Here is a 26,167-nt window from a genome sequence, read left to right as displayed (position 1 = left end):
ATTCCAACAAAGGAGATGGAGGTAAAATCATGAAACTGAGCGGAGTACCGGAGCCGAAGATACAATATGCTCCGAAACAGTACGTATGCCGCCGTACGGCACAGAAGCCGATATTGGACGGAAGAATCGACAAGCCCTTTTGGGCGAATGCCGCGTGGACCGGGGATTTCGTAGATATTGAGGGCGATTTGCGCCCCAGGCCGTCCAAGCGGACCCGGGTAAAGATGCTCTGGGACGAACAATTTTTCTATATCGGGGCGGAGTTGGAGGAGGATGAGATTTGGGCCACTCTTACGGAGAGGGATTCGGTCATTTTTCATGATAACGACTTTGAGGTGTTTATTGACCCGGATGGGGACAGCCATCACTATTATGAGCTTGAGGTTAACGCACTCAATACCGTATGGGACCTGCTCCTGATCAAGCCATACCGTGACGGAGGACCGCCTGTGAACGGCTGGGATATACAGGGGCTTAAGACAGCCGTACATATCGATGGGGAATTGAACAAGCCGGGCGCGGAGAACCGGAAGTGGAGTGTGGAGTGTGCACTTCCTTGGTCAAGTCTGCGCGAGTGTGCTCCCGAAGGTCGGGCTCCGGTTCCTGGTGAATTCTGGAGGGTGAACTTCTCACGCGTGCAGTGGAAGGTTGAAATCCGGGACGGGAAGTACAGCAAAGTTCTTGATCCAGATACGGGCAGGCCGCTGCCGGAGGACAATTGGGTGTGGTCCCCAATGGGTCTCATCAATATGCATTATCCCGAACTGTGGGGTTATGTTTTGTTTGCGGAAGCTGAAGCCCCCGACTCCTTCGATCTTCCACCCGATGAAATGATCAAGTGGAAATTGAGAACTTTGTATTATCGCCAGCGCAATTATTATAAGGAACATGGCGTATATGCCAAGAACATCCATGAAATTGCGGATAACGAGACATGGGAGACGGAGACGCTACCGCAGATTGAGATCACCCGCAGCCTGTTCCAGATATCGCTCCCGTCCGCAGATGGAAACTCCCTGATCTGCATTCGGGAGGACGGAAAACTTTGGAAGGAGTGAATTTCATTGACCCTTAACAGCTTTGTTGATTCGTTAGATACGAAGACCAAATATGAAATTGAACAGCGATTTCTGAATAGACAGCAGGTGGGCCGTGCAAGAAAGCATGAATTGTTCGATATATTTGAAAAGCCGCTAACCGAGGAAGAGATTTGGGCGCTGAAGTATTTGTATGCCTTTATGCCGGTTAATGATCTGGCCGATTACGACGGGGATTTATTCTTAAGTCATGTAAGGCAGACCCTGAAAGTCCGGGATGAAGTTGCTTGGGGACACCTGGTTCCTGACTATTTGTTTCTTCACTTCGTGCTGCCTTACCGGGTGAATACGGAGAACATTGAGGATTCCAGGGGTATTCTGTATGAGGAGCTTTCCGGAAGGACCCAGGGCCTGTCGATGAAAGAGGCCATTCTGGAAACGAATTACTGGTGCCACGAGAAGGCAACATACATCGCAAGCGATCAGCGCACAGCTTCCCCCTTAACGCTGATCCGCAGCGCTCGGGGCCGCTGCGGGGAAGAGTCCACCCTGGCGGTGGCGGCACTTCGCAGCATAGGGATTCCGGCGCGGCAGGTGTATACCCCGCGCTGGGCCCACTGCGATGACAACCACGCATGGGTGGAAGCTTGGGCTGACGGGCAGTGGTACTACTTCGGGGCATGTGAGCCGGAGCCCTGCCTGAACCGGGGCTGGTTCACACCGCCTTCACGCCGGGCAATGCTGGTCAACACCCGGGTATTGGCTGATTATCCTGGGCCGGAGGATATTACACTCCGGGAAGACATCTATACCGAGATAAATCTATTGGAGGGGTATGCCAAGACTAGAACACTCAGCATATTGGTTACGGACCCGAACGGGACGCCAGCAGCGGACGCGGAAGTGCATTTCGAGCTTTATAACATGGCCGAATTCTACCCGCTCGCCTCTTTATTTACGAATGAAGAAGGCAGGGTTTCCTTCAAGACAGGGCATGGCGACTTGCTTGTCCGCGCGGTTAAAGATGGCAGATGGGGTGAGATGAAGGCGGCCGCTGCAGATGGGGATCATGCCAAAATTGTGCTCGATAAATCCCGCCAACCGGAAGGGACCCTTGATCTGGATATGGTTCCTCCGCCAGAAGGAACCGGGGAAGCTCCTGCCCCCGTGTCTGATGAATTACTGAAGCAGCATCAGCTTCGGTTAGAAGAAGGGAGCAGGCTTCGCTCAGAATATGAGAGTACATTCATCCAGGAAGAGCAGGTTTCAGAGCTGGCCCGCTCGACCGGACTTCCATGTGACCGGTTATGGGATGTGCTCAGAAAGGCGAGGGGGAACGGCCGGGAGCTGTATATCTTCCTGCTGGAGCGCTGCCCCGAGTATGGGGAGTGGCCGCTTCTTCTGCTTGAAAGTTTAAACGAGAAGGACTTGATTGACACCTTCAGGGAGACCTTGGACGATCATTTGACGGGTGGACTTACGCATGTGCACGAGTTCCCAGAGGACATCTTTGTACCCTACGTTTTATGTCCACGGGTATGGTTTGAGATGATCGCTCCATACAGGCAGTTATTCCAAAGAGCTTATTCTCCTTATGATTCCGCCACTTTTAGAGCGGACCCTGCACTACTTATGAGAAGGTTAACGAATGAAATTGAAATTGACGGAGATCTTCCTGGGCTCCGCGGAAAAGGGACTGCAGCGGGAACCTACAAGCTCAAGCGTGGTGATCAGATTTCGGTGGGCATTCTTTTTGTGGCCTTGTGCCGCAGCCTGGGAATTCCGGCAAGACTTCACCCGATTGAGCTTAAGCCGGAGTATTGGTCACACGGGAAATGGGAGGATGCTTTACCAGACGTTGTGTCTGGAGATCACAACACTCCTGCGGCGCGGCTCATCCTTCAGTCTGATTCACAAAGGGAAGGACATGTGACTCCTTCATATTACGAGAACTTTACGCTGGCCAGATTGGAGAGTGGGTGGTATAAAACGCTGATTTTTCCTTATGCAGCCAAAGACTTATGCCAAAATCCGCTTGAAGTGGAACCGGGAGCATATCGGATGACAACGGGTATCCGCCTTCCGGACGGGAGTGTTCGCGTAAGGTTCAGTTATTTCCCCTTGCTAGCCGGTGAAGAGACTACTCACAAATTAAGCTTCCGCGAGGAGAGCGAAGAGATCCCGGTACTAGGCCAGCTGGATCGTAACGCCAGGCTGGCTTCCATGGATGGCCGGGTTCTTACCCTGGGTGAGCTCACCAGCATGTCTGGCGCTTTGGCTGCTTGGATTGAGCCGGAGCGTGAGCCAACCCAGCATTTAATACGGGAAATGAGTGAGCTGAAAGACGCATTTGATGATCTGGGCGTGCCGGTCATCCTCATTCTTGGCAGCGCCGGCAGCAATCCGGCCTTTGATGCGTCCCGGCTGTCCAGTATGCCGGTGAATACGGTACTGGTAAGAGATCATGGTCACCAAATGCTTGATTCGGTGGCCTCCACCCTCAGATCAGAGGAGTCTGGCTTCCCGCATCTGTTTGTCCTTGATGGGAATCACCGCATTCGCTTCTCGTCATCGGGTTACCGGATTGGAACTGGCCAGGACTCTTGGCAATTGTTGGACAGATTGAGTTGGGAACTAAGCGGAGAAGGAGGCGTCAAGTGATGGAGCATCATTATATCGCTGCCGGATATGTCGTGGATGACAAGCTGCCAGAACTAACCACGGAGGATTTGGCTAAGTTAACCCACCTGAATGTGGCTTTTGGACATGTTGTAGAGGGTGTAATTTCTGTGGATCATCTGAATAACCTTGATTTATTGGAAAATATCAAAAGGAATCATCCCGATCTCCGCCTGATTTTGTCCGTAGGTGGCTGGAGTGTCGGCGGCTTCTCGGAGGCTGCTTCCTCGGAGAAAGGAAGAGGGGACATGGCAGCCTCAGCCGTACAAATCTTGACAAGCTACCCACTGGACGGCATAGATCTGGACTGGGAATACCCTTGCTATGGAGAGGCAGGTATTACCGCAAGTCCAGAGGATAAGCACAACTTCACTCTTTTGCTGAAGGCTTTCCGGCAGGCACTGGATCACTTGGGAGACCTGGAGGGGAGACATTACCTGCTCACTATAGCGGCAGGCGCAGACCAGTATTATGTGGACGGCACGGAAATGGCTGAGGTTCAGAAATATCTGGATTTCATTCAATTGATGACGTATGACATGCGCGGCGGCTTTCAAATCCTGACAGGACATCATACCAATCTGTACACCCCTTCCGGAGACTTGTTCCGGATCAGTACGGATTTCTCTGTGAATATGTTTATCCGTGCAGGTGTCCCTAAGGAGAAGATTGTGATCGGGGTGGCTTTCTATTCACGCATCTGGCATGAGGTTCCTGACAGGAATAATGGGCTGCATCAAATGGCCGGCAGTGCAGGCGGTTATGGGCCGGATTATACCCAGCTTGAAGCTGAATACATCAATAAGAACGGATATGCCCGCTATTGGGATGCAGAAGCATGTGCCCCATATTTGTTCAATGGCACCAGCTTTATCTCGTATGATGATGAGGAATCGATCCGGCATAAGTGCGAGTATGTGAAGAGCAATAATCTGGCTGGAGTGATGTTCTGGGAATATGGCTGCGACCGGACGCATCGGCTTCTGGATGCAATTCACCGAAGTTTGAATGGCTAGAACATAATAGTAAGCTTAATGTGTTTGGTTGACATGAACAGACCTCCTGATACCAAATGGTATGTTTCCCGACCAATAGTGTATAAGTTTCCCCCAGATTTCAATAATAAACGCATGAGGAAATCATTACTCTAATAAGGTCTCATCAATTGGGGCAGGGAGGGCTAAATATTGAATCTTACAGGGAACAAATTGTTTATTGCCGCGCTGGGGGGCGTCAATGAAATCGGTAAAAATATGTACTTTATTCAATATGACCAAGATATTGTTGTGATTGATTGCGGCTCGAAGTTTCCCGATGAGAGCCTTCCAGGAATCGATCTGATCGTGCCGGATATCGGTTACCTGCTTGATAATCAGGAGAAGGTCAGAGCTTTAATCGTAACCCACGGCCATGAGGATCATATTGGGGGTATCCCGTATCTGCTCAAGCAGATCAACATACCGGTCTATGGAGCCCCGCTTACACTTGGCTTAATCAAAATCAAATTAAAGGAACACGGACTGTTGAATCAGGCTCAGCTTCACACCATCAATGCCGATTCTATAGTGCATGCAGGGAGCATTGAGGCTTCGTTCTTTACTACCAGCCACAGCATTCCCGATTGCCTGGGCATCTGTTTCAAAACACCGGAAGGGAACGTTGTTCATACTGGTGACTTCAAATTTGATATGTCTCCGGTGACAGGGCCGTTTCCAGACCTGCACCGGATGGCCGAAATCGGCAAGCAGGGAGTAAAAGTGCTTCTGTCGGAGAGCACAAACGCGGAAAGACCAGGCTTTACGCCTTCTGAGAGGGTTGTGGGTGACCATATCCTTGAGGCTTTTGTCCGGGCAAAGCAGCAGGTGTTTATTTCCACGTTCGCCTCGAACGTAAATCGTGTTCAGCAAATTATTGATGCTGCCGTAGAGACCGGAAGAAAGCTGGTTCTCCTGGGACGAAGCATGGTCAATGTAGTTTCGGTAGCCAAGGACCTAGGGTACTTGAAGATGCCGGAGGGGCTGCTGATTGATGCAGGGGATACGGAGCGGTTTCCCCCTGAACAAATCGCGATTCTCTGCACGGGCAGCCAGGGCGAGCCGATGGCTGCTTTGTCCCGGTTGGCCAGTTCCAAGCATCAGCAGATTGAAATCCTGCCGGGGGATACGGTCATCATCGCTGCCGGAGCCATCCCAGGGAACGAGCGCAATCTAGCCAGGGTCATTGACAATCTGTATGTGATCGGTGCGCGTGTGATATACGGGTCTGGCAGTGCTGCCGGTATGCACGTATCCGGGCACGGGAGCCAGGAAGAGCTGAAGTTAATGCTAACCCTGATGAAGCCTGACTATCTGATTCCTGTACACGGGGAATTCAGGATGCTTTACCAGCACCGGATTCTGGCCGAGTCGGTAGGCATCCCAACTGAGAATGTATTCATCGTTAACAATGGGGATACCGTTCAGGTTGAGGGTGGCATGGTGCATCTCGGGCCAAAAATTCCTTCCGGCAACAGTCTGGTGGATGGCCTCGGGATTGGGGATGTGGGCAATATTGTACTGCGCGACCGTAAGCAGCTCTCGTCGGATGGCATGCTGATCATTGTAACCACGTACAGCAAGACCGAGGGACATCTGATGGCAGCACCTGAGATTATTTCCAGGGGATTCGTGTATGTGCGTGATTCCGAAGCGCTGATGAAGCAGATTCACGAGCTCGTGATGACAACCTTGAATGGTCTGAGTGAATCGGAGATCAGTCAATGGAGCTTGATCAAACAGACGCTTAAGGACAGCGTTGGACGTTTTATCTACAGCCAAACCAAGAGACGGCCGATGATTCTTCCAATTATTATCGAAGTTTAAAGGAAGTGGGGCTTTTACAAATTTCCGGTTGACACGTAAAATTAAAGCGTTTATTGTTTTAAGTGAAATCAGCTGCTGCTTTACTCTTACATTCTCTTTTTCGTCAAAGATACTAAGGGTTCAGAGAAGAGCAGCTGATTTTTTTGTTTTAAAATTAAAGCGCTTTAATTTGATGAATGGTGTTACGTACCTTAAGGAGGTGGGGGGAGGGGCAGCGGGCAGTCAAACTTATAAGGTTGCAAGTTGTAGGGATATCTGAGAGGCAGGAAACCTAATTTGAGAGGAGACGCATTTATGAACAAGAAAATACTTGGATTAAGTGTATCCGCATGTTTGATTTGCAGCTTAGCTGCAGGGCCAGCTCTGGCTTTGGAATCAGATGCAGGCTTGGCTCCATCCTATCAGAACGAAGCCGCTGGCAGCGTCAGTGTGGAAGAATCCGCAATTGCCGCAGCTATCAACAAACCATTCCCTCAACACATTTCCTATTTATCAGGCACAATTAAACCCAACCATTTCACCCAGGCTCAGCTCGACCAGCAGGTAACCAAGAAATACGATGAATGGAAGGCCAAGTATCTCATCAAACATCCCAAGATCTCGAATCAATATTATGTATACTATAATCTGGAGAAAATAGTCGAGCCGGAGGTCGTTTCCTGTTCAGAGGGGCATGGTTACGGCATGCTGATCACGGCTTACATGGCGGGTTATGATTCCAAAGCCCAAACCTATTATGACGGATTATACCGCTTTTATAAAGCGCATCCAAGTTCAATCAATTCGGCGCTAATGGCTTGGCAGCAGAAGAAGGACTCTTCAGGCAATATCGTAGATTCCAACGATGATAACTCTGCTACTGATGGGGATATGGACATCGCTTACTCCCTGCTTCTGGCAGACAAGCAGTGGGGAAGCTCCGGCTCGATTAACTACAAGGCTGAAGCTGTGAAGATGATCAACGCGATTATGAAAAGCGATGTTCACGCCAAGAATTTTCACTTAAAGTTGGGGGATTGGGCTTCGGACAGCGATTCTGAGTTCGGTCCGGGAACACGTCCATCTGATTTCATGCTTAATCATTTAAAAGCATACAAGGCAGCAACGGGTGATTCGAAGTGGGACAAGGTTACTGACACAACGTACAAAATCATCAATGCTATCTTCTCTAAATATTCACCAAAGACCGGGCTGCTGCCTGACTTTGTGGTTCGCAAATCCGACGGCAGTTACGCTCCAGCTCCTGATGGATACCTGGAAGAAGATACCGATGATAGTTACAGCTGGAACTCCTGCCGCACGCCTTGGAGAATTGCAACCGATTATCTGGTTAGCGGAGATACCCGCGCACTGGACCAGCTTCGCAAGATGAACAGCTGGATTCAGTCCGCGACTGGGGGCAATCCGACCAAGATCGCATCGGGTTACGAGCTTGACGGCAAGGTAAATGATAAAGCGCATGCGATCGCCTTTACTGCACCGTTTGCCGTAAGCGCTATGGTGGATTCATCCAATCAGCAGTGGCTCAACAAATTGTGGACCGAACTCGTGGATTCTCCTACCTCTGACAGCTACTATTTTGACAACAGCATCCGTCTTCTTAGTATGATCGTAGTATCCGGCAACTGGTGGACACCGGACAACTGATTCTGCTGATTTGTCCGCTATAGAGCGCCCGTATTTGCGGGCGTTTTTTTGCATGCGAAAACAGCGACAAACTTGGACTTTGTTTAACGTCCTTTGTTGTCGCTGTTTTGTTTTTTCAAGGGTTCGTCATATATTCTGCTTACACTTGAAGGCCTTAAAGTTGAAATAAATAACTAGATTAATAATTCATATCATGAATTAAATAAACTGTGGAATTCGGCTTCCTGGGTTTGGATATCCTACCCTTAACAAGAGAAATATATCCAATAGGTCAGATTACACCAATAGGGTTCAGGGTAAGAGATGTTAATTCGTGTCAATCTGTTACAGGAGGTTTGAAAATGAAATTATCGATCATCAGTTCTCAGCCAGCCATCCTGGGGATTGGAACAGCCCTGCCGGACCATTCCATCTCCCAGTCTGACGTTGCTGATCTTATTGCTTCATCGTTGAAGGACAGGCCGGATTTAGCCCGCTTCACCAGGCGGATCTTCAAGACATGTGGAGTGGAGACAAGGTATACTTGTGATCCAAGCTATCTTGGGGAGCCAGAGGCATGCCGTTACCTCCCCTTAGACGATAAGATCGACGTTCCGACAACTGAAGAACGGATGCATACATATCAGCGTAAGGCACTTCCTCTTGGACTAGAAGCAGCCAGGAGAGCCTTGAATGAGGCGGGCATGTCACCCAAGCGGATTACGCATCTCATTACGGTCAGCTGTACTGGCCAATACCTGCCAGGCCTGGATGTTATGCTGATCAAGGAGTTAGGGTTGTCCCCTCGTGTGAACCGGCTTCCACTTATTTTTCAAGGCTGTGCGGCCGGTCTAAAAGCGGTACAACTGGCGCGTGACGTCGTTCAGGGAGCGCCCGGATCACAGGTTCTGGTGGTGTGTGTGGAGCTGTGCACGCTTCATTTTCAACCTATTCAGGAAAGAGAGGCGCTGTTTGCCGCTTCTTTCTTCGGTGACGGCGCATCCTCCTGTGTGATTGGAGCCCCGGAGCTGCAGCATAAGCACTTTCTCACATTGAGCACGGGATACTCTGTACTCCTTCCCGATTCTACCGAGGATATGACATGGGAGGTTGGCAATACCGGATATCATCTCTACCTATCCCCGCGGATTCCGAAGCTGCTCGGCACGCACCTTGAGGCAGAGCTTCAACATCTGCTGCAGGGAGACCCGCTGCCTGAGCTTTGGGCTATCCACCCAGGTGGACGAGGAATCGTTGACTCCGTGGAATCTGTGATGAGCCTTTCAGCTGATCAGACCCGATACAGCCGGGAAATCTTGAGAACCGCTGGCAATTTGTCATCCGTGACAATTATGTTCGTACTGCAGATGATGCGGCGTGAAATGAGAGACAGCAGCCGGGAATTAACAGAGGGTGTGGCCATGGCGTTCGGTCCAGGTCTAACCGCAGAGCTTATGCGATTTGCCTATGTTCCGTCGTATTCCTCCTTAAACCTGGAGCAGGATCATGTCCTTCTTTAGAGCCTTATCTAACCGGGCGCAGGAGGATGAACTCATGGATGATTTCTCCATGGGGGGAGATGAACTTCGTGAAGCTCTGCGGCACCTGAGGCGTCTGAACAAAATATTCGCGGCGCCGGGACCTACCAAGGACGGGGTTGAGAAGCTGTGGACTCTGGCCGGATGCCCCGGCACACTCAGCATTCTGGACGTTGGCGCTGGCTCGGGGGACGTTAACTCGAGGCTTCTACGGTGGGCTAAGCACAAGGGGATTCAGCTGAATGTTACCCTGGTCGATATGACCCGTGAGGCCTGCGAAGAAGCCAAGCTGCTCTTCAGGCACGAACCACGGGTTAAGGTTCGCCAGGCCGATGTGAGGGAGCTGGCGGATGCATCCGCAGACATAGTTACGGGGGCCCAGTTCATTCATCATTTTGAGGGGGAGCAGCTGATTGACATCATATCGCATATGCTCAGAGCTTCCAGATATGGCGTAGTGATTAACGACATTCACCGGCACAGATTATCATACTCCGCAGTATGGGTAACAACCCGGCTCATTTCCCGCAACCGCTATATCCGTCACGACGGGCCTCTCTCCGTAGCCAAGGGGTTCAAAAATACGGATTGGCAGCAGTTAAAAGAGAAACTCGGCCATGATTCCATGACCTATGCCTGGAAGCCCTTGTTCAGGTATTCCGTAGTTATCCCGGCCAAAGGTATTTCCCAATAGTCAAGTAATGCATAGTATGAAGGCGGTGCTAATCCTTGTTGAAGCAAATTGACGTCTTGGTCATCGGTGCGGGAATCGCGGGAAGCAGCTGTGCGCTGCAGTTGGCCCGGTGTGGACACCGAACGGTCTTGCTTGATCGGCAGGCATTTCCCCGTCACAAAACTTGCGGTGAGTTCATGTCACCGGAGACAAAGGAGATGCTAAAGTTCCTGGGTGTGGATCTCCTTGTCGAACAGATCGCTCCCAGCACCATAGACAAGGCAGTTATCATCATGCCTCATGGGGGAGTAATCGAAGCCCCCTTGCCAGGCCAAGCCATTGGCATCAGCCGCTTCACGCTTGATCGTCTTCTCCATGAGCAGGCATGTATATCTGGTGCAGAGATTGCAGCCAAGGCGACCATAACCGGAGTTAAGCGTCTTCCGAATGGATATTATGAGGTTGAAGCAAGGCATGAGGGGCAGTTGGTCCGCTACGAAGCAAAGGCCGTTATTGGCGCTTATGGAGCAAGAAAGCCACGTGGTCTGGCCTCTTCGGGCGAAGGTCAGGATGAAACGGTCTATGTTGGTGTTAAATCCCATTACCAGGGGATTAGTATTCCTTCACAGGTCGAGCTGTATTTCTGTGAAGGAGGTTATGTGGGTCTTTCTCCAATCGAAGATGGGCTCGTCAATGTGGCCGCCCTATTGCCTCTGGATATGGTTCAGCGTGCTGGCAAATCGGTGCTGGACATCCTGAGCGGAGCATCCCGGGAAAATACGAGATTTGGCGCCAGGCTGAGTGAAGGGACTCCGGTTCCCGGTACCCAGGTGTCTATTGCTCCAATCCGGTTGTCCGAAGTTCCCGAGCCCTGGTCCCAATTTCCGCACATTGGAGATGCTATGCTTGTGATACCTCCATTATGTGGAGATGGAATGTCCATTGCTCTTCGATCCTCACTATTGTGCAGCCAATGGACGGACAAATATTTGAGAGGGGAAGTAAGCTTTAACGAATGGGAGCAGGGCTATATGGCGGAGGCCGCGCAGGAATTTACGCAGCTTCTGAGCAGAGCAAGATGGATTCAGAAGATCGCTTTCGCCAAGACGAATCGGTTATATCCGGGGTTAGCGCGAGTTCTTCCATGGCTTGCCACTTATCTGGTCAAAGCCACCCGGTTATCCGAGAAAGGCATAAAGCAATAATCTGGTGAGCTTAGCAACCAGTCATTGGCTTGTACGGTAACAATCCATTCAAGGGTTTGGATAGAGGTTTGGCGTGTCGTAGAATAGGATTTCCTCCGCAGGCTTGCAGCCCGCGGAGTTTTTATTTTGGTGAGATTGCCGTCTTAATCTATGTTGGTTCCACGAGGTGCCGTTCGGTATTCTTAAACTGCTCATAGGACAGAAACCTATCTTAATGTTCACAAACTGTTCACTTATGAGGGCTTAACTGTTATCTCTATAATAGCAGAGGTAAACAGAAAGGGAGATGGAGAATGCCGACAACGAAAAGAGAAAACATGATTTTGGGATTGATGATGTGCTGTGGAATGGTCATTTTTATGACATTCTATAATCTAACGATCCACGGCCAGTTAGGGAATATATCCGCTAAGGGATTACTTACTCAACTGCTGCTTATCTTTTTCACTGCCGCTATCGTTGAATTGCTGATAGTAGGGCCTGTGGCGAAAAGAATAGCTTTTGCCATGCCTTTTGACAAATCCAACAAATTGTATGTGATTGTAGCTCTGGCTTTATGCATGGTTACCGGGATGGTCCTGATTATGTCACTTTATGGGCTGGGAACAGCTTATTTCTCGAATACTCTGGGCAGCGAGCCCTTGATCGAGAGTTATTGCTTCATCGTATTAAAAAATTTCATATTTGCCTTCCCGCTGCAGTTGTTCATCGTGGGTCCTCTTGTCCGGTTTTTATTTAGGAAATTTGTTAAAGTTAGAACTTAAGCATATGCATAGAAGGCCCTTTGAGCTATAGCTGAAGGGGCCTTCTTTCCTCACATTCTCAATCCTCGTTCCCTGTACGCCCATGGTATGCGTGCCTGTGAGGTACTCTCCCGTCAACAGTCGTATAACCCTCGAAAAAATGGTAGTGCCCACCCGAAGGCAGAGGCACCGCCGGACCCGTTGTACCGCTAATGCTGTGAAGGTGACCGTCGTTGAAGGACGTTTTGGTCATGTAATTGTGTACGTGCTGCACGCCTGAAGGTGCGGGTTCAGTCACTCCCGCGTAATAGTGATTGTGACCTACATCAAACGAGGTATGGCCGGAGAAATGATGCGTATGGACGGGGCGGCCATCCCAAGAGGTAATGTACAGTTTATGCGAGTGAGAAGAATCCGAGTTATCGGAGTGAACAAGGTAACCTTGAATAGGGACTTCCATTTCAACCTTCCCTTCATGATTAAAGTGATTCCTTAGATGTTATTCACGGTACGCCTAATTGGTTCTGAATTAAGTAAGAGGCAAAAAACGAACTCTATTAACTCTTTTTTTATTGACAGATTTTAACATGACAAGGATAATAATTGTAACTATGGGAAAGGGAGGCGATACAGCAGATTAGTACCTAGTATTAATTTAATGGAATTTGTAAATGCAAGGATTCGGTTGTACCCTCACACATTAACCCTTTAAAGGAGTGTAGTTATGTACGATAAAATCGTTGACATTTTGTGCTCTATCAAAGAAGAGCAGCCGGAATTCCGCCAAACCCTGTCCCCTCAAACAGATCTGAATAACGATGTTGGCCTCGATTCTCTCCAAATGATCCAGTTTATGCTCAAAGTCGAAAATCAGTTAAACGTGGTGATTGACTATGACCAATTCGATTACGAACATCTCCAATCTATTGATGCTTTTATCACTTTTCTGAAAAGCTGCACCCCGCAGGAGCAGCCGTTGTATGAAGATGCCAAGCCGTGACGCCAGCATGATACCCAAAATCGTGATGGGTAACTTCGATCCCGAAACCCGCTGGAGAGACCCGGGACTGGCCCGGCTTCCGGCAATGCCTGACAAGGACCGGGAATCGATTGTCCTGTGTATGGACGAGCTGCTCTTTCCATTCTGCCGGCCGGAGGATGATCTCCACAGCCGCTGCAAGATCGATCCGGTGCTGCACGATTATCTGAACGGTTTGGGTTTTTCGTTTAGAAACCGCTATTACTATGATTTAAACGATGAGAACCAGCCCTTGCCTGAACCGGACGTTTTCAAAACATGTATGTTCAGGCTGGCCGCTGATCGGGCTCTGCTTGTACAGCCGGCTAACAGGGTGCTGCAGACAGCCGGTTCCAAATATCCTCAGGATGCATCCTTGCCAGAACTTAACTCTCCTATGAATGCCGACGTAAATCCACGGCAAACCCAATTACCTGATAAAGACGTAGTTACTAACATTTCAAAATTATTGTCACCGTATGCCATCACGGCAGATACGGAAGATTACCTGCACGCTGCCGGACCATTTGGTCCTTTGCCCAGCCTGGAGACAGTTGTGCGCGTGAACTCCAAGATATACTCCAACCGGCTTTTGGCCAGGATTGGCGAGAAGTGCCATGGCACTGAGGTGAACAGCGCAGTCGAGCTTGAACTGGCCGGAGATGCCCTTCTGAAGCGCGGACCATACCTGCTGAAAGATCCCTTCGGTGTTTCTGGTAAGGGAAACCTGCTTATCGACAGCGAAGCTATGCAGCGGAGGATGGCAGCGCACCTGCAGAAACAAGAGGTTGGCGGATTACGCTGCCAATTCTTATTGGAGCCGCTGCTTAGGAAGGGGACCGACTTCAGTTCTCACTGGTTCATCCGCGAGAACGGTGAGAAGGAGTTCATTTCTGTTCAGCGTATGATTAATCACCAGCAAAATTACGGGGGCTCCATCCAAGCGGATCAAGCTTTCATTGACTTGCTGGAGAATGCCGGTTATTTCAGTGTGATCCAGAAAGCGCTCCGGATTCTAAGGGAGGATGGCTATCACGGTTACGTATGCTTCGACTCTATGATCCTGGACGACGGTGAAGTCGTACCCATTGTGGAGATTAATGCCCGCAAATCCATGGGCCTGATCAACGCTTATCTTGACAGATACTGGGAACCGTTCGGCCATAACGGATGGCTTACGTTCTTGTCCCTGGGACTTCCAGAAGGCTTCGAGTTCGAGAGGCTGCTTCATGCTCTGCGTGAATTGGATCTTCTATTGACTGCCCCGGGAGGGTACGGCATCGTTCCTCTATCTTCAAATACCTTAATGGTCAATGAAATTCTGACCCGCCGCCGTATTGCTGATGGAACACTGACCAAGCGGGGATTGCCTAAGGGAAGGCTCTATGTATCTGTGGTGGGCCGGGATGACGGACACCGCAGTGAATTGGCGGAGGGTCTGAGGCAGCTGCTCGCTAACTTGTCCGTTAAGGTGTACAACTAAATCTGGAACTCGGAGGCCGCGTATGACTTCAACTTCGGTTACCTTACTGGCGTCGGGGAATTCGCTCGGCGCGTACATTCCGGCTATGCACCTGCACACCTACCTGCAGGGCAGAGGAATCGGAACAGAAGTTCAAGTTCTGGAGAACCTGTATCACGAGGAAGTCCGGAACAAGATCAGCTCTACCAAGAAAGCGTTCCATGCGGATTTCTCTGTTGCCCGTATGGGTCATAAGCTGGCCAAGCCTATTGACTCTTCCCTGGATGAGGAAGCGGTTCAGAGACTGGTGCAAGATTGGAAACAGGCGGGGGCCTCCCGGTTTATCGCGTTTACCGGCTTTTGGCTGCCGATCCTAGAGCGTTACAAGGCTGCGGCTGGCATGCCCCTCGACATCCGGCTGATCCGGCTCGATGCGTTCGATACCCCTTCGTTTAAGGTACACAAGCAGCTGTACCCCAGCTACGATAATATCTGGTTCTACGAGCCCACGAAGCTTTCCCCGAGCAGCTATATCGCTTCAGACGAGGCGGAGCCGCTGCCTTACGGGAACCGCACCGGACGCGTTCTGGTGCACGGTGGCGGCTGGGGAATCGGCACTTACGCCAGTACAATCTCTGAGCTTCGCACAGTCGGCTACAGTCTTGATGTGATCGTCTACGATCCCTCCGAAGTAGAGGAGGACGACGGGGCCACGCGCTACTTCGCAGCGGAAGCTTCCTGGAACCCGTGGAGCAGGGACACCCAAGGGCAGCATACGTTTCCGCCGATGGTCCGTTATGTCCGCAAGGACGGTGTTCTGGGCGAGTATCCGCTGGGAGATTATTCCGCATATACGGATCTGATGCGGAATTGTGCGGCGGTCGTTAGCAAGCCGGGGGGAGCGACGCTGAACGATTCTCTGTCGCTCGGAGTCCCTTTTGTCATGCTGGAGCCGTTCGGCGACCATGAGCTTCATAATATGACGTATTGGGAAACCTGCGGTTTGGGTATCCGCTATGCGGATTGGAAAGCCCAGGGCTTTTCCGGTCATCCTCTGAAAGAGATTAGCAGACGTTTGCTGGAGCAGCGATCAAAAATCAATCATTTTGGGAGGGAAATTTATGCAGCCGAAAACAGCAGTTACGTTTGACCAACTGACATTCCGTAATATGAAAAGAACCCTGATTCCGCTGGCGGAAACAGAAAGAAAGCGCCGGGAAGACCCCACTTATGCAGCCCCTGTGCCTTATGAGATCGGGATCAAGCTGAATAACGGCTGTAATTTGCGCTGCAAGCACTGCTTCGAATGGAATCCGGAAGGCTTCCATCACGGCTTCGCCAAAGAAGTGAAGAATGATGAGATCGAGATTTCCGTTGTGGAGAAGCTTCTGCTTGAGACGAGAGAGCGCAAATCACGTGTATTCCTGTGGGGCGGGGAGCCGCTGTTCTATTCCAAGTTCGATGAACTGGCTGAGCTGCTGGCTAGAGAAGACCGGTACACGACGATCTGTACGAACGCGATCCTCATTGAGCAGAAGCTGGATTCCATTCTGAAAATGTCGGAGAATTTGGTCATGCTGGTCAGCCTGGAGGGCTTCGAGAAGGAGAACGACGCGATCCGGGGCAAAGGCACATTCAAGAAAGTGATCCACGCCATACAGCTGCTGCTGGATCTGCAAAAGCAAGGCTTGTATAAAGGCAAAGTGTCTGTTGCATTGACGGTGAACGACCAGATGGTCGGCCAGCTTTACAGCTTCATGGAGTTCTTTGAAGAGATGGGTGTAGATTCCGTCTACTTCTGCTTCCCTTGGTATATCCCTTCTGATACGGCGGAGAAAATGGACACTTACTTTGATGCTCATTTCCCGCATCTCGCCTCCCGTTTTGCCGACGACCACAAGAACAGCTGGCATTCCTTCACCTTTCACATCGCACCTGACAATTTCGATACATTGATTGAAGAGCTTAACCGCGTCAACTCAAGGGTATGGAACATCCGTATCCGCTATCAGCCTGCACTGGAACCCGAAGAGGTGGAAGGATTTATCCGGGGCAGTGAGAAGCCGGCCATGAACCGGACCAAATGTTTTTCGATCTCAAACCGGATGGATGTTATGCCGGACGGCAAAGTGAATCCGTGTAAGTTTTTCCCCGAATTCAGCGTTGGGAATCTCAATGAAGAAAGTGTGGCTGATATTTTCCACGGCGAAGATCTCCGCAAACAGCGCGAGGTTGTGGCCTGCGGCTTAATGCCGATTTGCTCGAAATGCGTACTTCTTTATAACAATGGAATTTAAGCGTTTAAAGTTATTAATGCTTTCTATCCTGAATGTAGAAAAGGAAGTGTTAAACGCATGTCCAACCTTACAAATACTCAAGGCCGCATTTCGTTAAGTTGCGTATTTCAGGGTCCAGGCCGCGTTGAACTAGTTGAGGAGAAGGTGCAGGAGCCGGGACCAGGACAAATTTTATGTGCAGCCCAGAAGTCACTGATTAGTACGGGAACGGAGCTGGCTTGTCTGCAGGGTCAATTCGATGAGGGGACCGTCTGGTCTTCTTGGGTCAAGTACCCGTTTTACCCAGGATACTCTATGGCCGCGCAAGTGCTGAAGACAGGAGCTGAGGTGGAGAGGATGAAGCCTGGTGACAGGATTATCTGTCCGGCTGGACACCGCCAGTTCTTTCTTGCCAACGAGAAAGAAGCGGCTCCTATTCCTGATTCAGTCCGTGATGAGGAAGCGGTGTTTACACAGATTGCAAAGGTTGCCCTGGTCGGGGTCCTGCGCGCCGAACCGGCATTCGGAGAAAGAGTGGGCGTTGTTGGACTCGGTCTGATCGGCCAGCTTGTCATCCAGCTTCTTGCTATGAGCGGCTCTCGTCAGATTGTAGCGATAGGAACGGAACCCCTTCGACTGGAGCAAGCCGGCAACAACGGGGCAACGGATCTGCTGAATCTTCCGATAGCCGAAGCCTTCGAAGCTATCGAGGAGCTTACCGGGGGCCGAATGCTGGACACAATCTACGATGTGACGGGCTCTTATCCTGTGCTGCCTTACTGCACGATGTTAACCCGGGAGCTCGGCAAAGTCATCTTGCTTGGTGATACAACGGAACCTTCCAAGCAGACGGTCGGGCCCAAAGTGGTTTTTAATTCTGTCAGCATCCTGGGGGCCCATGGCCGGTTGATGCAGGGATTTAAAGGCTGGACGGAAGAGGATATGGATGGATTCATTTTTGAATCCATTCGCCGTGGAAAACTTGATGTGAAGAAACTCATTACAGAACAAGCAAGCCCGCTCGAAGCCGTATCCGTCTATTCCCAGCTCGTCGATCGCAGATCCGATTTCATGGGAGTATTATTCGATTGGACACAATTGTAAGGTCAAAGGAGAGCCAACATGAAAGCGTGCAATGAGCTTACACTTAAGGAGAAAATTGGCCAGCTTCTGATGGTTGGCTTTGAGGGTCTCACACCGGATGCGAATATTCAGGACCTGCTGCACAACCATTTCGCCGGGGGAGTCGTATTATTTTCCCGTAACCTGGATACTACCCGGCAGGCATTTGCTTTAACACAGGAACTCCAACGGATGGCGATGTCATCTACTGGCATCCCGCTATGGATCGGGACGGATCAGGAGGGAGGCATGGTTGTCCGCTTAAGGCAGGGCATCGCCCAGCTGCCAGCGGCTATGGCCTTGGGGGCGGCCCGTGATCCCCGCTTGCTTTACGAAGCCGCCAAGGGAACAGCGGAGGAACTGAGGACACTTGGCATCAATATGAATTTCGCGCCTGTAGTGGACATCAACGTTAATCCGCGAAATCCAATTATTGATGTCCGCTCGTTCGGAGACGATGCGGAGCTTGTCGCAGAGCTGGGAATCGCCGCCATGCAGGGCTTTCAGGACGGGGGAATCGTCTCCGTCATCAAGCACTTTCCCGGCCATGGCGATACGGAGACGGATTCCCATGCGGAGCTGCCTGTCCTGAGGCATTCCCTTGAACGGCTGCGGCTCGTGGAGCTTGTGCCGTTCCATAAGGCTGCACGGGCGGGGGCCGAGGCCGTCATGACGGCACACGTTGGCGTTCCGGTGCTCACTGGCGGCAAGCCTGTACCCGCCACGCTCTCCCGGGAAATTCTGACAGGCCTGCTGCGGGAAGAACTTGATTTTAACGGCCTTGTTGTAACCGATTGCATGGAGATGGATGCCGTAACACAGGGGATCGGCGTGGGCGAGGCCGTCGTCCGGGCTGTACTGGCCGGATCGGACCTTCATCTTGTCAGCCATATTTATGAAAGCCAGTTGGAGGCAGTGGCGGCCCTGGAGCGTGCGGTGGCGGAAGGGCGTCTGACGGAGGAGAGGATTGATGCTTCTGTGAAACGGATCCTCTATCTTAAGGAGCGCCACATTGTCGAGGGGAGGGAGCTTAGCTGGGAAGAGGTAAGCCGTCGTCTGCAGCAACCCCAGACCCTCCGGGCCATTGAGCGGCTGCGCGAGATGAGCATCACCGCCGTGAATCGGGAACCGGATTATTGCGGGTTGTCTCCCGAGATGGACACGCTAGTGCTCTGGCCACAAGTAGCTGCCGCCAGTAAATCTGAGGATGAACCGATATACGACGCCACCCTTGGGGGCATTCTGTGTTCTTTTATTACAGCCAAGTTTAAGGAGCGTATGTACGGAAGCAGTCCGGGACCGGATGAGATTGAAGCTCTGATCTCGGAGGCCGCAAATTATGATCAGATCGTCGTGGGCGTATTCCACACGGCTTCGAATCCTGGCCAGCCAGCTTTGGTGGACAAGCTGTTAACAGGAAAGTCCAAGGTTATTCCGGTCTCCCTGCGCAACCCCGTGGATCTCGCGGCATTCCCGGATGCCAAGGGCTTCCTGGCCTGTTATGAGCCTCATCCGCATACATTGCAGGCTCTATCCCTCGTTTTGATGGGCAAGCTGAAGCCTACAGGAACACTGCCAGTCACGATTCCAGAATACTCATCAAAAGGGGGGGTATTATATGAATGCCGTTCAGCTTCCAGTGCTGAATCCGCCACTTAAAGGATTTTTACGATGGGCCTACACGCTTTCGATTACCAGCGCCCATGAAGAAACCATCCCATGGTATTACAGCAATTTTATTCAGATATCCTGCACCAAGAAATTTCTGGAGCACGGCAGCCATTGCTATATGGACTTTTTCAGAGGCAAACCCAACGAACTGAATTTTAACAATCCGTTTCTGCTCACCTGCTCTGTTAATTATACGATTTTGGATAGTCTGGCCATGGACAACTGGCCCAGATTTTTCGCGGATCAGATCAAGAGCGGTTATTATTGCATCGTATTTTTGGATGAGTCCAAGCTATCACCAGCACCCTACTATCAGAAGGAGCCGTTTCCTCATCATCTTTTTATATATGGTTTCGATTGGGATGAAAGCCTCTTTTATGTTTCTATGTTCGACTATACGGGAGTATACCGCAATTTGCAGATCCCGTTTCAGGAGTTCATAGAGGCTGTCCAATCTATGAGACATCTTCTGAGGGACAACCTCACGGCTGATCATCATACGTATTTCTTTAAATATGAACCACACTCGTCGTATCCATTTGATAAAACGGCTGTCCTCGATCAGCTGCGCGATTATATTAACGGGGAGAACCACTTAAACCGGATTAATTATAATACCGACGACGTGGAAGCCTTCGGAATTAAAGTATACGACTACCTGCAAATGTACTATGATGCCGTAGAGAGCAACGATCCCCGGTTGGATAGCCGCAGTGATGTGAGACACCTTCATGTCCTGTGGGAGCATAAGAAAATGATGAGTGAGCGGATTGCCTATTTGGTCGAAGAGGGAATCATCCCCTATGATGAGGAGCTGGTGGAAGGCTACAAGGATATTACCAAAAGGGCGATGAAGCTGAGGGATCAGTACATCCGTCACGAAATCCGTGAAGATAAGGAAGTGTTCGAGCGGCTGAGGCTTCGGTTTAACCAGTTCCGGGAGGAAGAGCCGGCTTTATTGCGCAAATTAATTACAATGCTGGAGGCGTGAATTAAGCCGCTTTGAGCCAACGGCAGCAAGAAATCAATTCCAAGAGGCTGCTGTTACAAAACAACATTTAACGCGATGCTAAGGCTGGCTGCCCTTCTGTTTATGAGGAGGACGGCCGCCTTGTTTTTCACGCACTCAAGGGATAGTAGAACCAATACATATATTCTTCATTAGACAGGAGGCTGGAACATCTACCGTTGGCTAAATCTCTCTTGAAAAAAATTGGTTTTAACTGGGGGTTTTTATGGGCAAAATAAGCTTAATCTCTCCCGCATACCTTCCAACACTTCTTCTGGCATTTCCCTGATCTTGATATCCCCACCCAGGAAAAACAGCCAATTTGTGATTTCGTTCAGTTCTTCGGATTTATGAACATTAATAAAAGTCCGCAGAATAGCTGTAGTTTGGTAGGGGTTCGTATAGGAAATTGAAACTTTTAAAGGATGGTATTTTCTGAACTGAGCGATCGCTTTGGGCCCAAGCTCAAGGACAAGGTTGACTGCTTCTTCCTGCTTCATGAGTTCTAAAATCTTCTTTTTACTTAATCTTTTTTTAATTGGGTAGGGTTCAACTGTGACGAGATTGTCGACAGAAAAGGTCCGCCTCTTCTTCTCTTCCAAGTCAAAGCCTTCAACTAGCCACAGGCTCTTCTCACGATAAAGGTGCAAGAGATAGATGGGGTAAGACACGATTTCCTTCTCTTCTTGGAGGGCAACCGATAGATAGCTGTCTGAAAGGAGGATTTGGATGAGTTTTTCCAACATAGGATGGGGCAGGTCTGATAGATCAAGCAGGTCGGGATTGTTAGGGTTGGTGCCCTCAAATAGCAGGATTTGATTCAAAAGAACAAGGTCATCCTGCTGGTTCTTTGAGATAAGTCCCAGTAATTTCTCAGCTAAAGACTGGCGGCTCTTAAGATAGGGGAGCTGTTGATTTCTTGTAGCCATAAACGCAATAAAGAGGGCTTTGATCTCATTATCGGTAAAACGAACCGTGGGAAGGACAGAGTTGTTCATGACAAAATAGCCCCCGTCCCTTCCAACTTCTGCGACAAGGGGGACCCCTAGTGATTCAATTTCTCTAATGTCTCTAATTGCTGTCGACCGGGAGATGTTAAATTCCCGCATGATTTCAGAAATGGTAAAGTGGGCGCGGTTGTTGACATACCGCATGATGATATTAATCCGTTCTACTTTTCTCATCGGGTCCTCCTAAACAGTATCACTTTTTGACATGATTTAAGGTTATTATAAACCCATCAAGTGAAAAGACAAATCATTTGAAAATTTGAGAAAAAGGATGGTTTTGAATATGGCACAGTACACTTTGGAGGAAAAAGACAGCTTTACCGTTTTAGGAATTGGAACAGAGCTTAAGAGCCATTACACTGACTATGCAGGCATCAACAAGGAAAAGGCAGACTTTTGGTCAGCCGTAGAACAAGATGGACGACTGGAAGCTTTGAAATCCATAGCCCTCAATGATTACATTTTTGCCGTGAGCGAGGCAGTCAATAACAAGATGATGTATTATGCTGGCGTTATGACTGAAGAGTCGGTGCCGGAAGAATCAAGAATTATTCAGTTTCCTAAAGGGGAATACCTGATTGTTAAAGGGGAAGCGAAGACGGCTGAGGAGCTGAGCAATCAGCTTGCCGGCATCGCCTTTGGTCAAGTCCTGCCAGAAGCTAATGACATTGCCTATGTAGGAGGGCCGAATACAGCTGTTGAGATGGGGCAGCGGGACGGTGTAGTATTTGGTGAAATGTGGATTCCCGTTGTAAGGAAATAACCAGATTTGTAACGCTCGCAAAATTTGCTAGGAGGAATGAAAATGTCCTATATCGTTGATTTTAAAAATGTGTCTACAGTTGGTTTGGAGTCTTCACCGGTAGCTGAGGCTCTTGCTGGACTACGGGCTAATGAAGCGCGTTATTACATGAACAAATACAAGCATGAGTTTGCGGTCGTGCCCGCCAGTGAGAGTCAGGAGACACTGGATTACGTGAACCGTATTTTGAAAGAAGAACGTGATATTGAGTTCGCGGCCAAGCCTTTAGAGACGTCCCGTTTTCAGGTGGAAAATATCCAAATGGCCTATGTTTTTTATGAAGATGGCCTCGGACTCAATGTGATGTACACGATAGATGACCCTAAGAAGCGGGCTGTTGGTTTTAAGCTGTCCGAGGGGATGGAAGTTCCTCAGGAGCTAGAAGGGAAATTCAAGTTTGCCAGACAGAAATCTAAATTAGCTGGAACGATTCGGGGTTCGTTCTTTGTAATTAAGGGAGAATACTAGACAGCTAACGATTTCGCGAGGAAATCGTGAAAACAAAAATGGATTGAGGACATTCCTCAATCCATTTCCATTTCTATAAGTGAATCTTAGAACACGCTGCGTACAAGTCCTCCGTCAATACGGTAAGCAGCACCGGTAATGGCCGAGGAAAGGGGGCTGCTTAAGAAGCTAACCAGGTTGGCTATTTCTTCTGGCCGAATAAGCCTTTGAATGATCGAGGTTGGCCGATTCTCTTTCATAAATCGTTTCTCAGCTTCTTCTACAGTCATTTTCTCATCAGGATAGAGCGTGTTTAACCAGGTCTCAACTCCTTCCGTTAAAGTGGAACCAGGCATAACGGTATTGACCGTTACATTCGTTCCTTTTGCCAGCTCAGCTAAGCTCCGGGAAATCGAGAGCTGCATAGATTTGGTTGCACTATAATGAGCCATTTCTTGTGAGGGCATGATGGCTGCTTCGCTGGCAATAAAGATGACCCGGCCTTCTTTCTTCTCAATCATCCGGTTTAAATAGTGACGGGAGAGCCTAACCCCGCTCATAATGTTGACCTCAAAGAATCTAAACCAATCTTCATCCGGAATATCAAAATATTCGGCAGCCTCGAATATGCCGAGGTTGTTAATCAAGATGTCAACTTCGGCGAATTTCTCAATCACCTGCTGACATCCTTGCTCTGTTCCCAGATCTGCAACAGCGGATTCGAGCTTAGCGCTGGCATGCTGGTCTCGAATTTCCTTGATCGTGTTCGTTACTTTTTCCTCACTGCGACCATTGATAAGCACGGTAGCGCCTTCTGCCGCTAATGATGTGGCGATCGCTTTTCCGATACCTGCTGTAGACCCTGTAACCAGGGCTGTTTTTCCTTGTAAATGAAGTTCCATGTGTATTCCTCCAAAAGTTTTTAATAATAATATGGATTAATAACCGTAATGTTATGAATAGACTCTACCAGCTGCATGATTGGATAGGCACTTTTTAGTACCTATAGCACTAAAAAGTACGTACTTTTATTTTTAATTGTCCTATTACATAATAGATTTCGCCGGCAAGGTAGTCAAAATTTTAAATAGCAAAATCATTAGTTCCGGCAGATCGTTTAGTTTAGGAGGAATTTTCGGTGATAAAGAATTTGCAAGATACAATGACTCTACACAATGGTGTGAACATGCCAGGGTTTGGTCTCGGGGTATTTAAAGTGGAAGAGGGGCCAGAGCTAGTAAATGCCGTTAAAGTAGCCATCAAGCATGGATATCGGAGTATCGATACAGCAGCGATTTATGGAAATGAAGAAGGCGTAGGTCAAGGCATCCGTGAAGGACTGCAAGCAGCAGGTATCTCAAGAGAAGCGGTATTTGTTACTTCAAAAGTATGGAATGCTGATCTAGGCTATGAATCGACAATCGCAGCTTATGAGACAAGCCTTAAAAAGCTTGGACTCGAGTACCTCGATCTATATCTGATTCATTGGCCTGTTGAGGGCAAATATAAAGAAGCATGGCGTGCATTAGAAACGCTTTATAAAGAAGGACGGGTAAAAGCGATTGGTGTAAGTAACTTCCAAATCCATCATCTTGAAGACTTGTTGAAAGACGCAGAAATTAAACCGGTAATCAACCAGGTGGAATATCATCCACGTTTAACCCAAAAAGAGCTGCGAGCATTCTGTGAACAACACGGCATTCAAATGGAAGCTTGGTCTCCGCTAATGCAAGGTGGACTATTAGACAACGAAGTATTGACTACGATTGCTGCGAAATATAATAAATCTGCAGCTCAAGTAATTTTGCGCTGGGATGTGCAAAGCGGTATTATTACGATTCCAAAATCAACTAAAGAGCATCGTATTGTAGAAAATGCTGCTATTTTTGATTTTGAACTCACTGCAGAAGATATGAAGCTGATTGATGAATTGAATCAAAATCACCGGGTAGGTCCAGACCCTGACAATTTTGACTTTTAATCTATAAACCACAAGAACATACACATAAAAAAAGCAGCAACTTGGTCATTGGTCATACCCCTGTCTACTTGACAGGGGTATGACCAACTACTGCGGCTTTTTTTATGTGTATCAGTCTAGACGGACGCAATCATAACCTTAACTTCAAAGTCCTTAAAAATTTTATCAAATGATTGTTCTGGCTCGATATCTGTGACTATCATATCAATTTGATCGAATTGACAAACACGGTGAAACAAACTTTTTTCAAATTTGCTTGAATCTGCTAGTAAAATAATCTGGTTTGCTCTTTTGATCATCTCTCTTTTCATATAGGCTTCTTCTACTGTAGAAGCGAATACGCCTTCGAGTGAAAGCCCGCATGCACCTAAGAACAATCTATCTACTTTGATATCGGACAGCATTTCGATTGCACGAGGACCGAATACGTATCGATGCCAAGTATTTAGCTCACCGCCTAACAAATGGATGGTGATTTCAGGTTTATCGCACAGGATAGCAGCAATGTCGATGGAATTAGTCACAATAATGTTATTTTTCGTTGTTAAAAATTCAGCGGTGTATTGTGTCGTAGTCCCTGCATCCATTAGGAGATAGTCCCCGTCCTGTATGATGGAAGCAGCCATATGGGCAATTCGACGTTTATTCTCAGCGTTTTCTAATCGATCTTTATAGCTGTTTATATGCTTGGTAAGCGCAGGCAACATAGCACCGCCTCGGATTCGAACGATTAAACCATCCTGCTCCATCTTCACCATATCGCGTCTGGCCGTATCATAAGAAACCTCGTATAGTGAGCAAATTTCCTCCATGCTGATCTTCAGATTTGATTTTAAATAGTCCAGAATGGATTTTATTCTTTCTTCCTGATTCATATTTGTCCACCTTAGCTGTTTAGTCTTCCTTTATTTTAGTATTTGTTGCCTCCTAATACAATGAAAGCTCAATTTATTATCATTGTTAACCTGCACAAAGGTTGTAAGAAATCAGGTGTAATTAAGTTAAAT

At 48.9% G+C, this 26,167-nt stretch carries 23 protein-coding genes; 19 read left to right on the top strand and 4 right to left on the bottom strand.

Annotated features, from left to right (window positions below; all coding sequences use genetic code 11):
* Positions 1-29: 29 nt before the first annotated feature.
* From KJS63_RS00435 to KJS63_RS00395, 9 genes are all read left to right on the top strand, one after another.
* Positions 30-1,058 carry a carbohydrate-binding family 9-like protein gene (locus KJS63_RS00435; protein ID WP_213617488.1) on the top strand — a complete coding sequence of 343 codons (1,029 nt, stop codon included), beginning with the start codon at positions 30-32 and terminating at the stop codon, positions 1,056-1,058.
* 6 nt (positions 1,059-1,064) lie between these two features.
* Positions 1,065-3,698, top strand: coding sequence for a transglutaminase domain-containing protein (locus KJS63_RS00430; RefSeq protein WP_213617487.1), 2,634 nt, complete (start codon positions 1,065-1,067; stop codon positions 3,696-3,698).
* Positions 3,698-4,732 carry a glycoside hydrolase family 18 protein gene (locus KJS63_RS00425; protein ID WP_213617486.1) on the top strand — a complete coding sequence of 345 codons (1,035 nt, stop codon included), beginning with the start codon at positions 3,698-3,700 and terminating at the stop codon, positions 4,730-4,732. The genes KJS63_RS00430 and KJS63_RS00425 overlap by 1 nt, the downstream gene beginning before the upstream one ends.
* Before the next feature lie 171 nt (positions 4,733-4,903).
* Positions 4,904-6,577, top strand: coding sequence for a ribonuclease J (locus KJS63_RS00420; protein ID WP_213617485.1), 1,674 nt, complete (start codon positions 4,904-4,906; stop codon positions 6,575-6,577).
* Between the two features lie 294 nt (positions 6,578-6,871).
* Positions 6,872-8,224: a family 8 glycosyl hydrolase gene (locus KJS63_RS00415; protein WP_213617484.1), complete on the top strand. Its 1,353-nt coding sequence runs from the start codon at positions 6,872-6,874 to the stop codon at positions 8,222-8,224.
* Positions 8,225-8,565: 341 nt separating this feature from the next.
* Positions 8,566-9,723, top strand: coding sequence for a type III polyketide synthase (locus KJS63_RS00410; RefSeq protein ID WP_213617483.1), 1,158 nt, complete (start codon positions 8,566-8,568; stop codon positions 9,721-9,723).
* Positions 9,710-10,435, top strand: coding sequence for a methyltransferase domain-containing protein (locus KJS63_RS00405; protein ID WP_213617482.1), 726 nt, complete (start codon positions 9,710-9,712; stop codon positions 10,433-10,435). Before KJS63_RS00410 ends, KJS63_RS00405 begins: the two co-directional genes overlap by 14 nt.
* A gap of 35 nt (positions 10,436-10,470) precedes the next feature.
* On the top strand, positions 10,471-11,619 hold the full coding sequence (locus KJS63_RS00400; RefSeq protein WP_213617481.1) for an FAD-dependent oxidoreductase: 1,149 nt from the start codon (positions 10,471-10,473) through the stop codon (positions 11,617-11,619).
* Between the two features lie 293 nt (positions 11,620-11,912).
* Positions 11,913-12,383, top strand: a complete 471-nt coding sequence (locus tag KJS63_RS00395; protein ID WP_213617480.1) for a DUF2798 domain-containing protein — start codon at positions 11,913-11,915, stop codon at positions 12,381-12,383.
* Between the two features lie 58 nt (positions 12,384-12,441).
* Here KJS63_RS00395 and KJS63_RS00390 read toward each other — a convergent pair whose 3' ends face one another.
* Positions 12,442-12,822 (bottom strand): YmaF family protein, encoded by a 381-nt coding sequence (locus tag KJS63_RS00390; RefSeq protein ID WP_213617479.1) that lies wholly within the window; start codon positions 12,820-12,822, stop codon positions 12,442-12,444.
* A gap of 264 nt (positions 12,823-13,086) precedes the next feature.
* On the opposite strand from KJS63_RS00390, the gene KJS63_RS00385 reads away from it, so the two are divergent.
* Genes KJS63_RS00385 through KJS63_RS00355 form a run of 7 tightly spaced genes read left to right on the top strand, consistent with a single transcriptional unit; the run spans position 13,087 to position 20,902 of the window.
* Positions 13,087-13,362 (top strand): acyl carrier protein, encoded by a 276-nt coding sequence (locus KJS63_RS00385; protein WP_213617478.1) that lies wholly within the window; start codon positions 13,087-13,089, stop codon positions 13,360-13,362.
* Entirely contained in the window at positions 13,343-14,863 is a 1,521-nt protein-coding gene (locus KJS63_RS00380) for a hypothetical protein (RefSeq protein ID WP_244862453.1), read from the top strand. The genes KJS63_RS00385 and KJS63_RS00380 overlap by 20 nt, the downstream gene beginning before the upstream one ends.
* 22 nt (positions 14,864-14,885) lie before the next feature.
* The gene (locus tag KJS63_RS00375; protein ID WP_213617477.1) at positions 14,886-15,992 is read left to right on the top strand and encodes a glycosyltransferase family protein; all 1,107 of its coding nucleotides are present in this window, start codon (positions 14,886-14,888) and stop codon (positions 15,990-15,992) included.
* Complete coding sequence (locus KJS63_RS00370; RefSeq protein WP_213617476.1) at positions 15,964-17,139, top strand: radical SAM protein; 1,176 nt, start codon at positions 15,964-15,966, stop codon at positions 17,137-17,139. Before KJS63_RS00375 ends, KJS63_RS00370 begins: the two co-directional genes overlap by 29 nt.
* Positions 17,140-17,196: 57 nt before the next feature.
* Positions 17,197-18,222: a zinc-dependent alcohol dehydrogenase gene (locus KJS63_RS00365; RefSeq protein ID WP_213617475.1), complete on the top strand. Its 1,026-nt coding sequence runs from the start codon at positions 17,197-17,199 to the stop codon at positions 18,220-18,222.
* 18 nt (positions 18,223-18,240) lie between these two features.
* Positions 18,241-19,899, top strand: a complete 1,659-nt coding sequence (locus KJS63_RS00360; protein ID WP_213617474.1) for a glycoside hydrolase family 3 protein — start codon at positions 18,241-18,243, stop codon at positions 19,897-19,899.
* Entirely contained in the window at positions 19,859-20,902 is a 1,044-nt protein-coding gene (locus tag KJS63_RS00355) for a hypothetical protein (protein WP_213617473.1), read from the top strand. The genes KJS63_RS00360 and KJS63_RS00355 overlap by 41 nt, the downstream gene beginning before the upstream one ends.
* 242 nt (positions 20,903-21,144) lie before the next feature.
* On the opposite strand, the gene KJS63_RS00350 is transcribed toward KJS63_RS00355, so the two are convergent.
* Positions 21,145-22,104 (bottom strand): helix-turn-helix transcriptional regulator, encoded by a 960-nt coding sequence (locus tag KJS63_RS00350; protein ID WP_213617472.1) that lies wholly within the window; start codon positions 22,102-22,104, stop codon positions 21,145-21,147.
* A gap of 109 nt (positions 22,105-22,213) precedes the next feature.
* Between KJS63_RS00350 and KJS63_RS00345 the strand changes: the two genes are divergently transcribed.
* A complete protein-coding gene (locus tag KJS63_RS00345; RefSeq protein WP_213617471.1) occupies positions 22,214-22,693 on the top strand; it encodes a GyrI-like domain-containing protein in 480 nt (159 codons plus the stop codon).
* A gap of 42 nt (positions 22,694-22,735) precedes the next feature.
* Complete coding sequence (locus tag KJS63_RS00340) at positions 22,736-23,200, top strand: phage tail protein (RefSeq protein WP_213617470.1); 465 nt, start codon at positions 22,736-22,738, stop codon at positions 23,198-23,200.
* An 86-nt stretch (positions 23,201-23,286) separates the two neighbouring features.
* Here the strand turns inward: KJS63_RS00340 and KJS63_RS00335 are convergent, their stop codons facing one another.
* On the bottom strand, positions 23,287-24,081 hold the full coding sequence (locus KJS63_RS00335; protein ID WP_213617469.1) for an SDR family NAD(P)-dependent oxidoreductase: 795 nt from the start codon (positions 24,079-24,081) through the stop codon (positions 23,287-23,289).
* Positions 24,082-24,317: 236 nt separating this feature from the next.
* Here KJS63_RS00335 and KJS63_RS00330 point away from each other — a divergent pair, with 236 nt between their 5' ends.
* Entirely contained in the window at positions 24,318-25,160 is an 843-nt protein-coding gene (locus tag KJS63_RS00330; RefSeq protein ID WP_213617468.1) for an aldo/keto reductase, read from the top strand.
* 116 nt (positions 25,161-25,276) lie between these two features.
* On the opposite strand, the gene KJS63_RS00325 is transcribed toward KJS63_RS00330, so the two are convergent.
* A complete protein-coding gene (locus tag KJS63_RS00325; protein ID WP_213617467.1) occupies positions 25,277-26,035 on the bottom strand; it encodes a DeoR/GlpR family DNA-binding transcription regulator in 759 nt (252 codons plus the stop codon).
* Positions 26,036-26,167 lie beyond the last annotated feature (132 nt).

The sequence above is a fragment of the Paenibacillus sp. J22TS3 genome, assembly GCF_018403205.1.
Lineage (GTDB): Bacteria > Bacillota > Bacilli > Paenibacillales > Paenibacillaceae > Fontibacillus > Fontibacillus tuaregi.
Note: the sequence above shows the minus strand (reverse complement) of the source record. Positions and strands in the feature narration are given on the sequence as shown.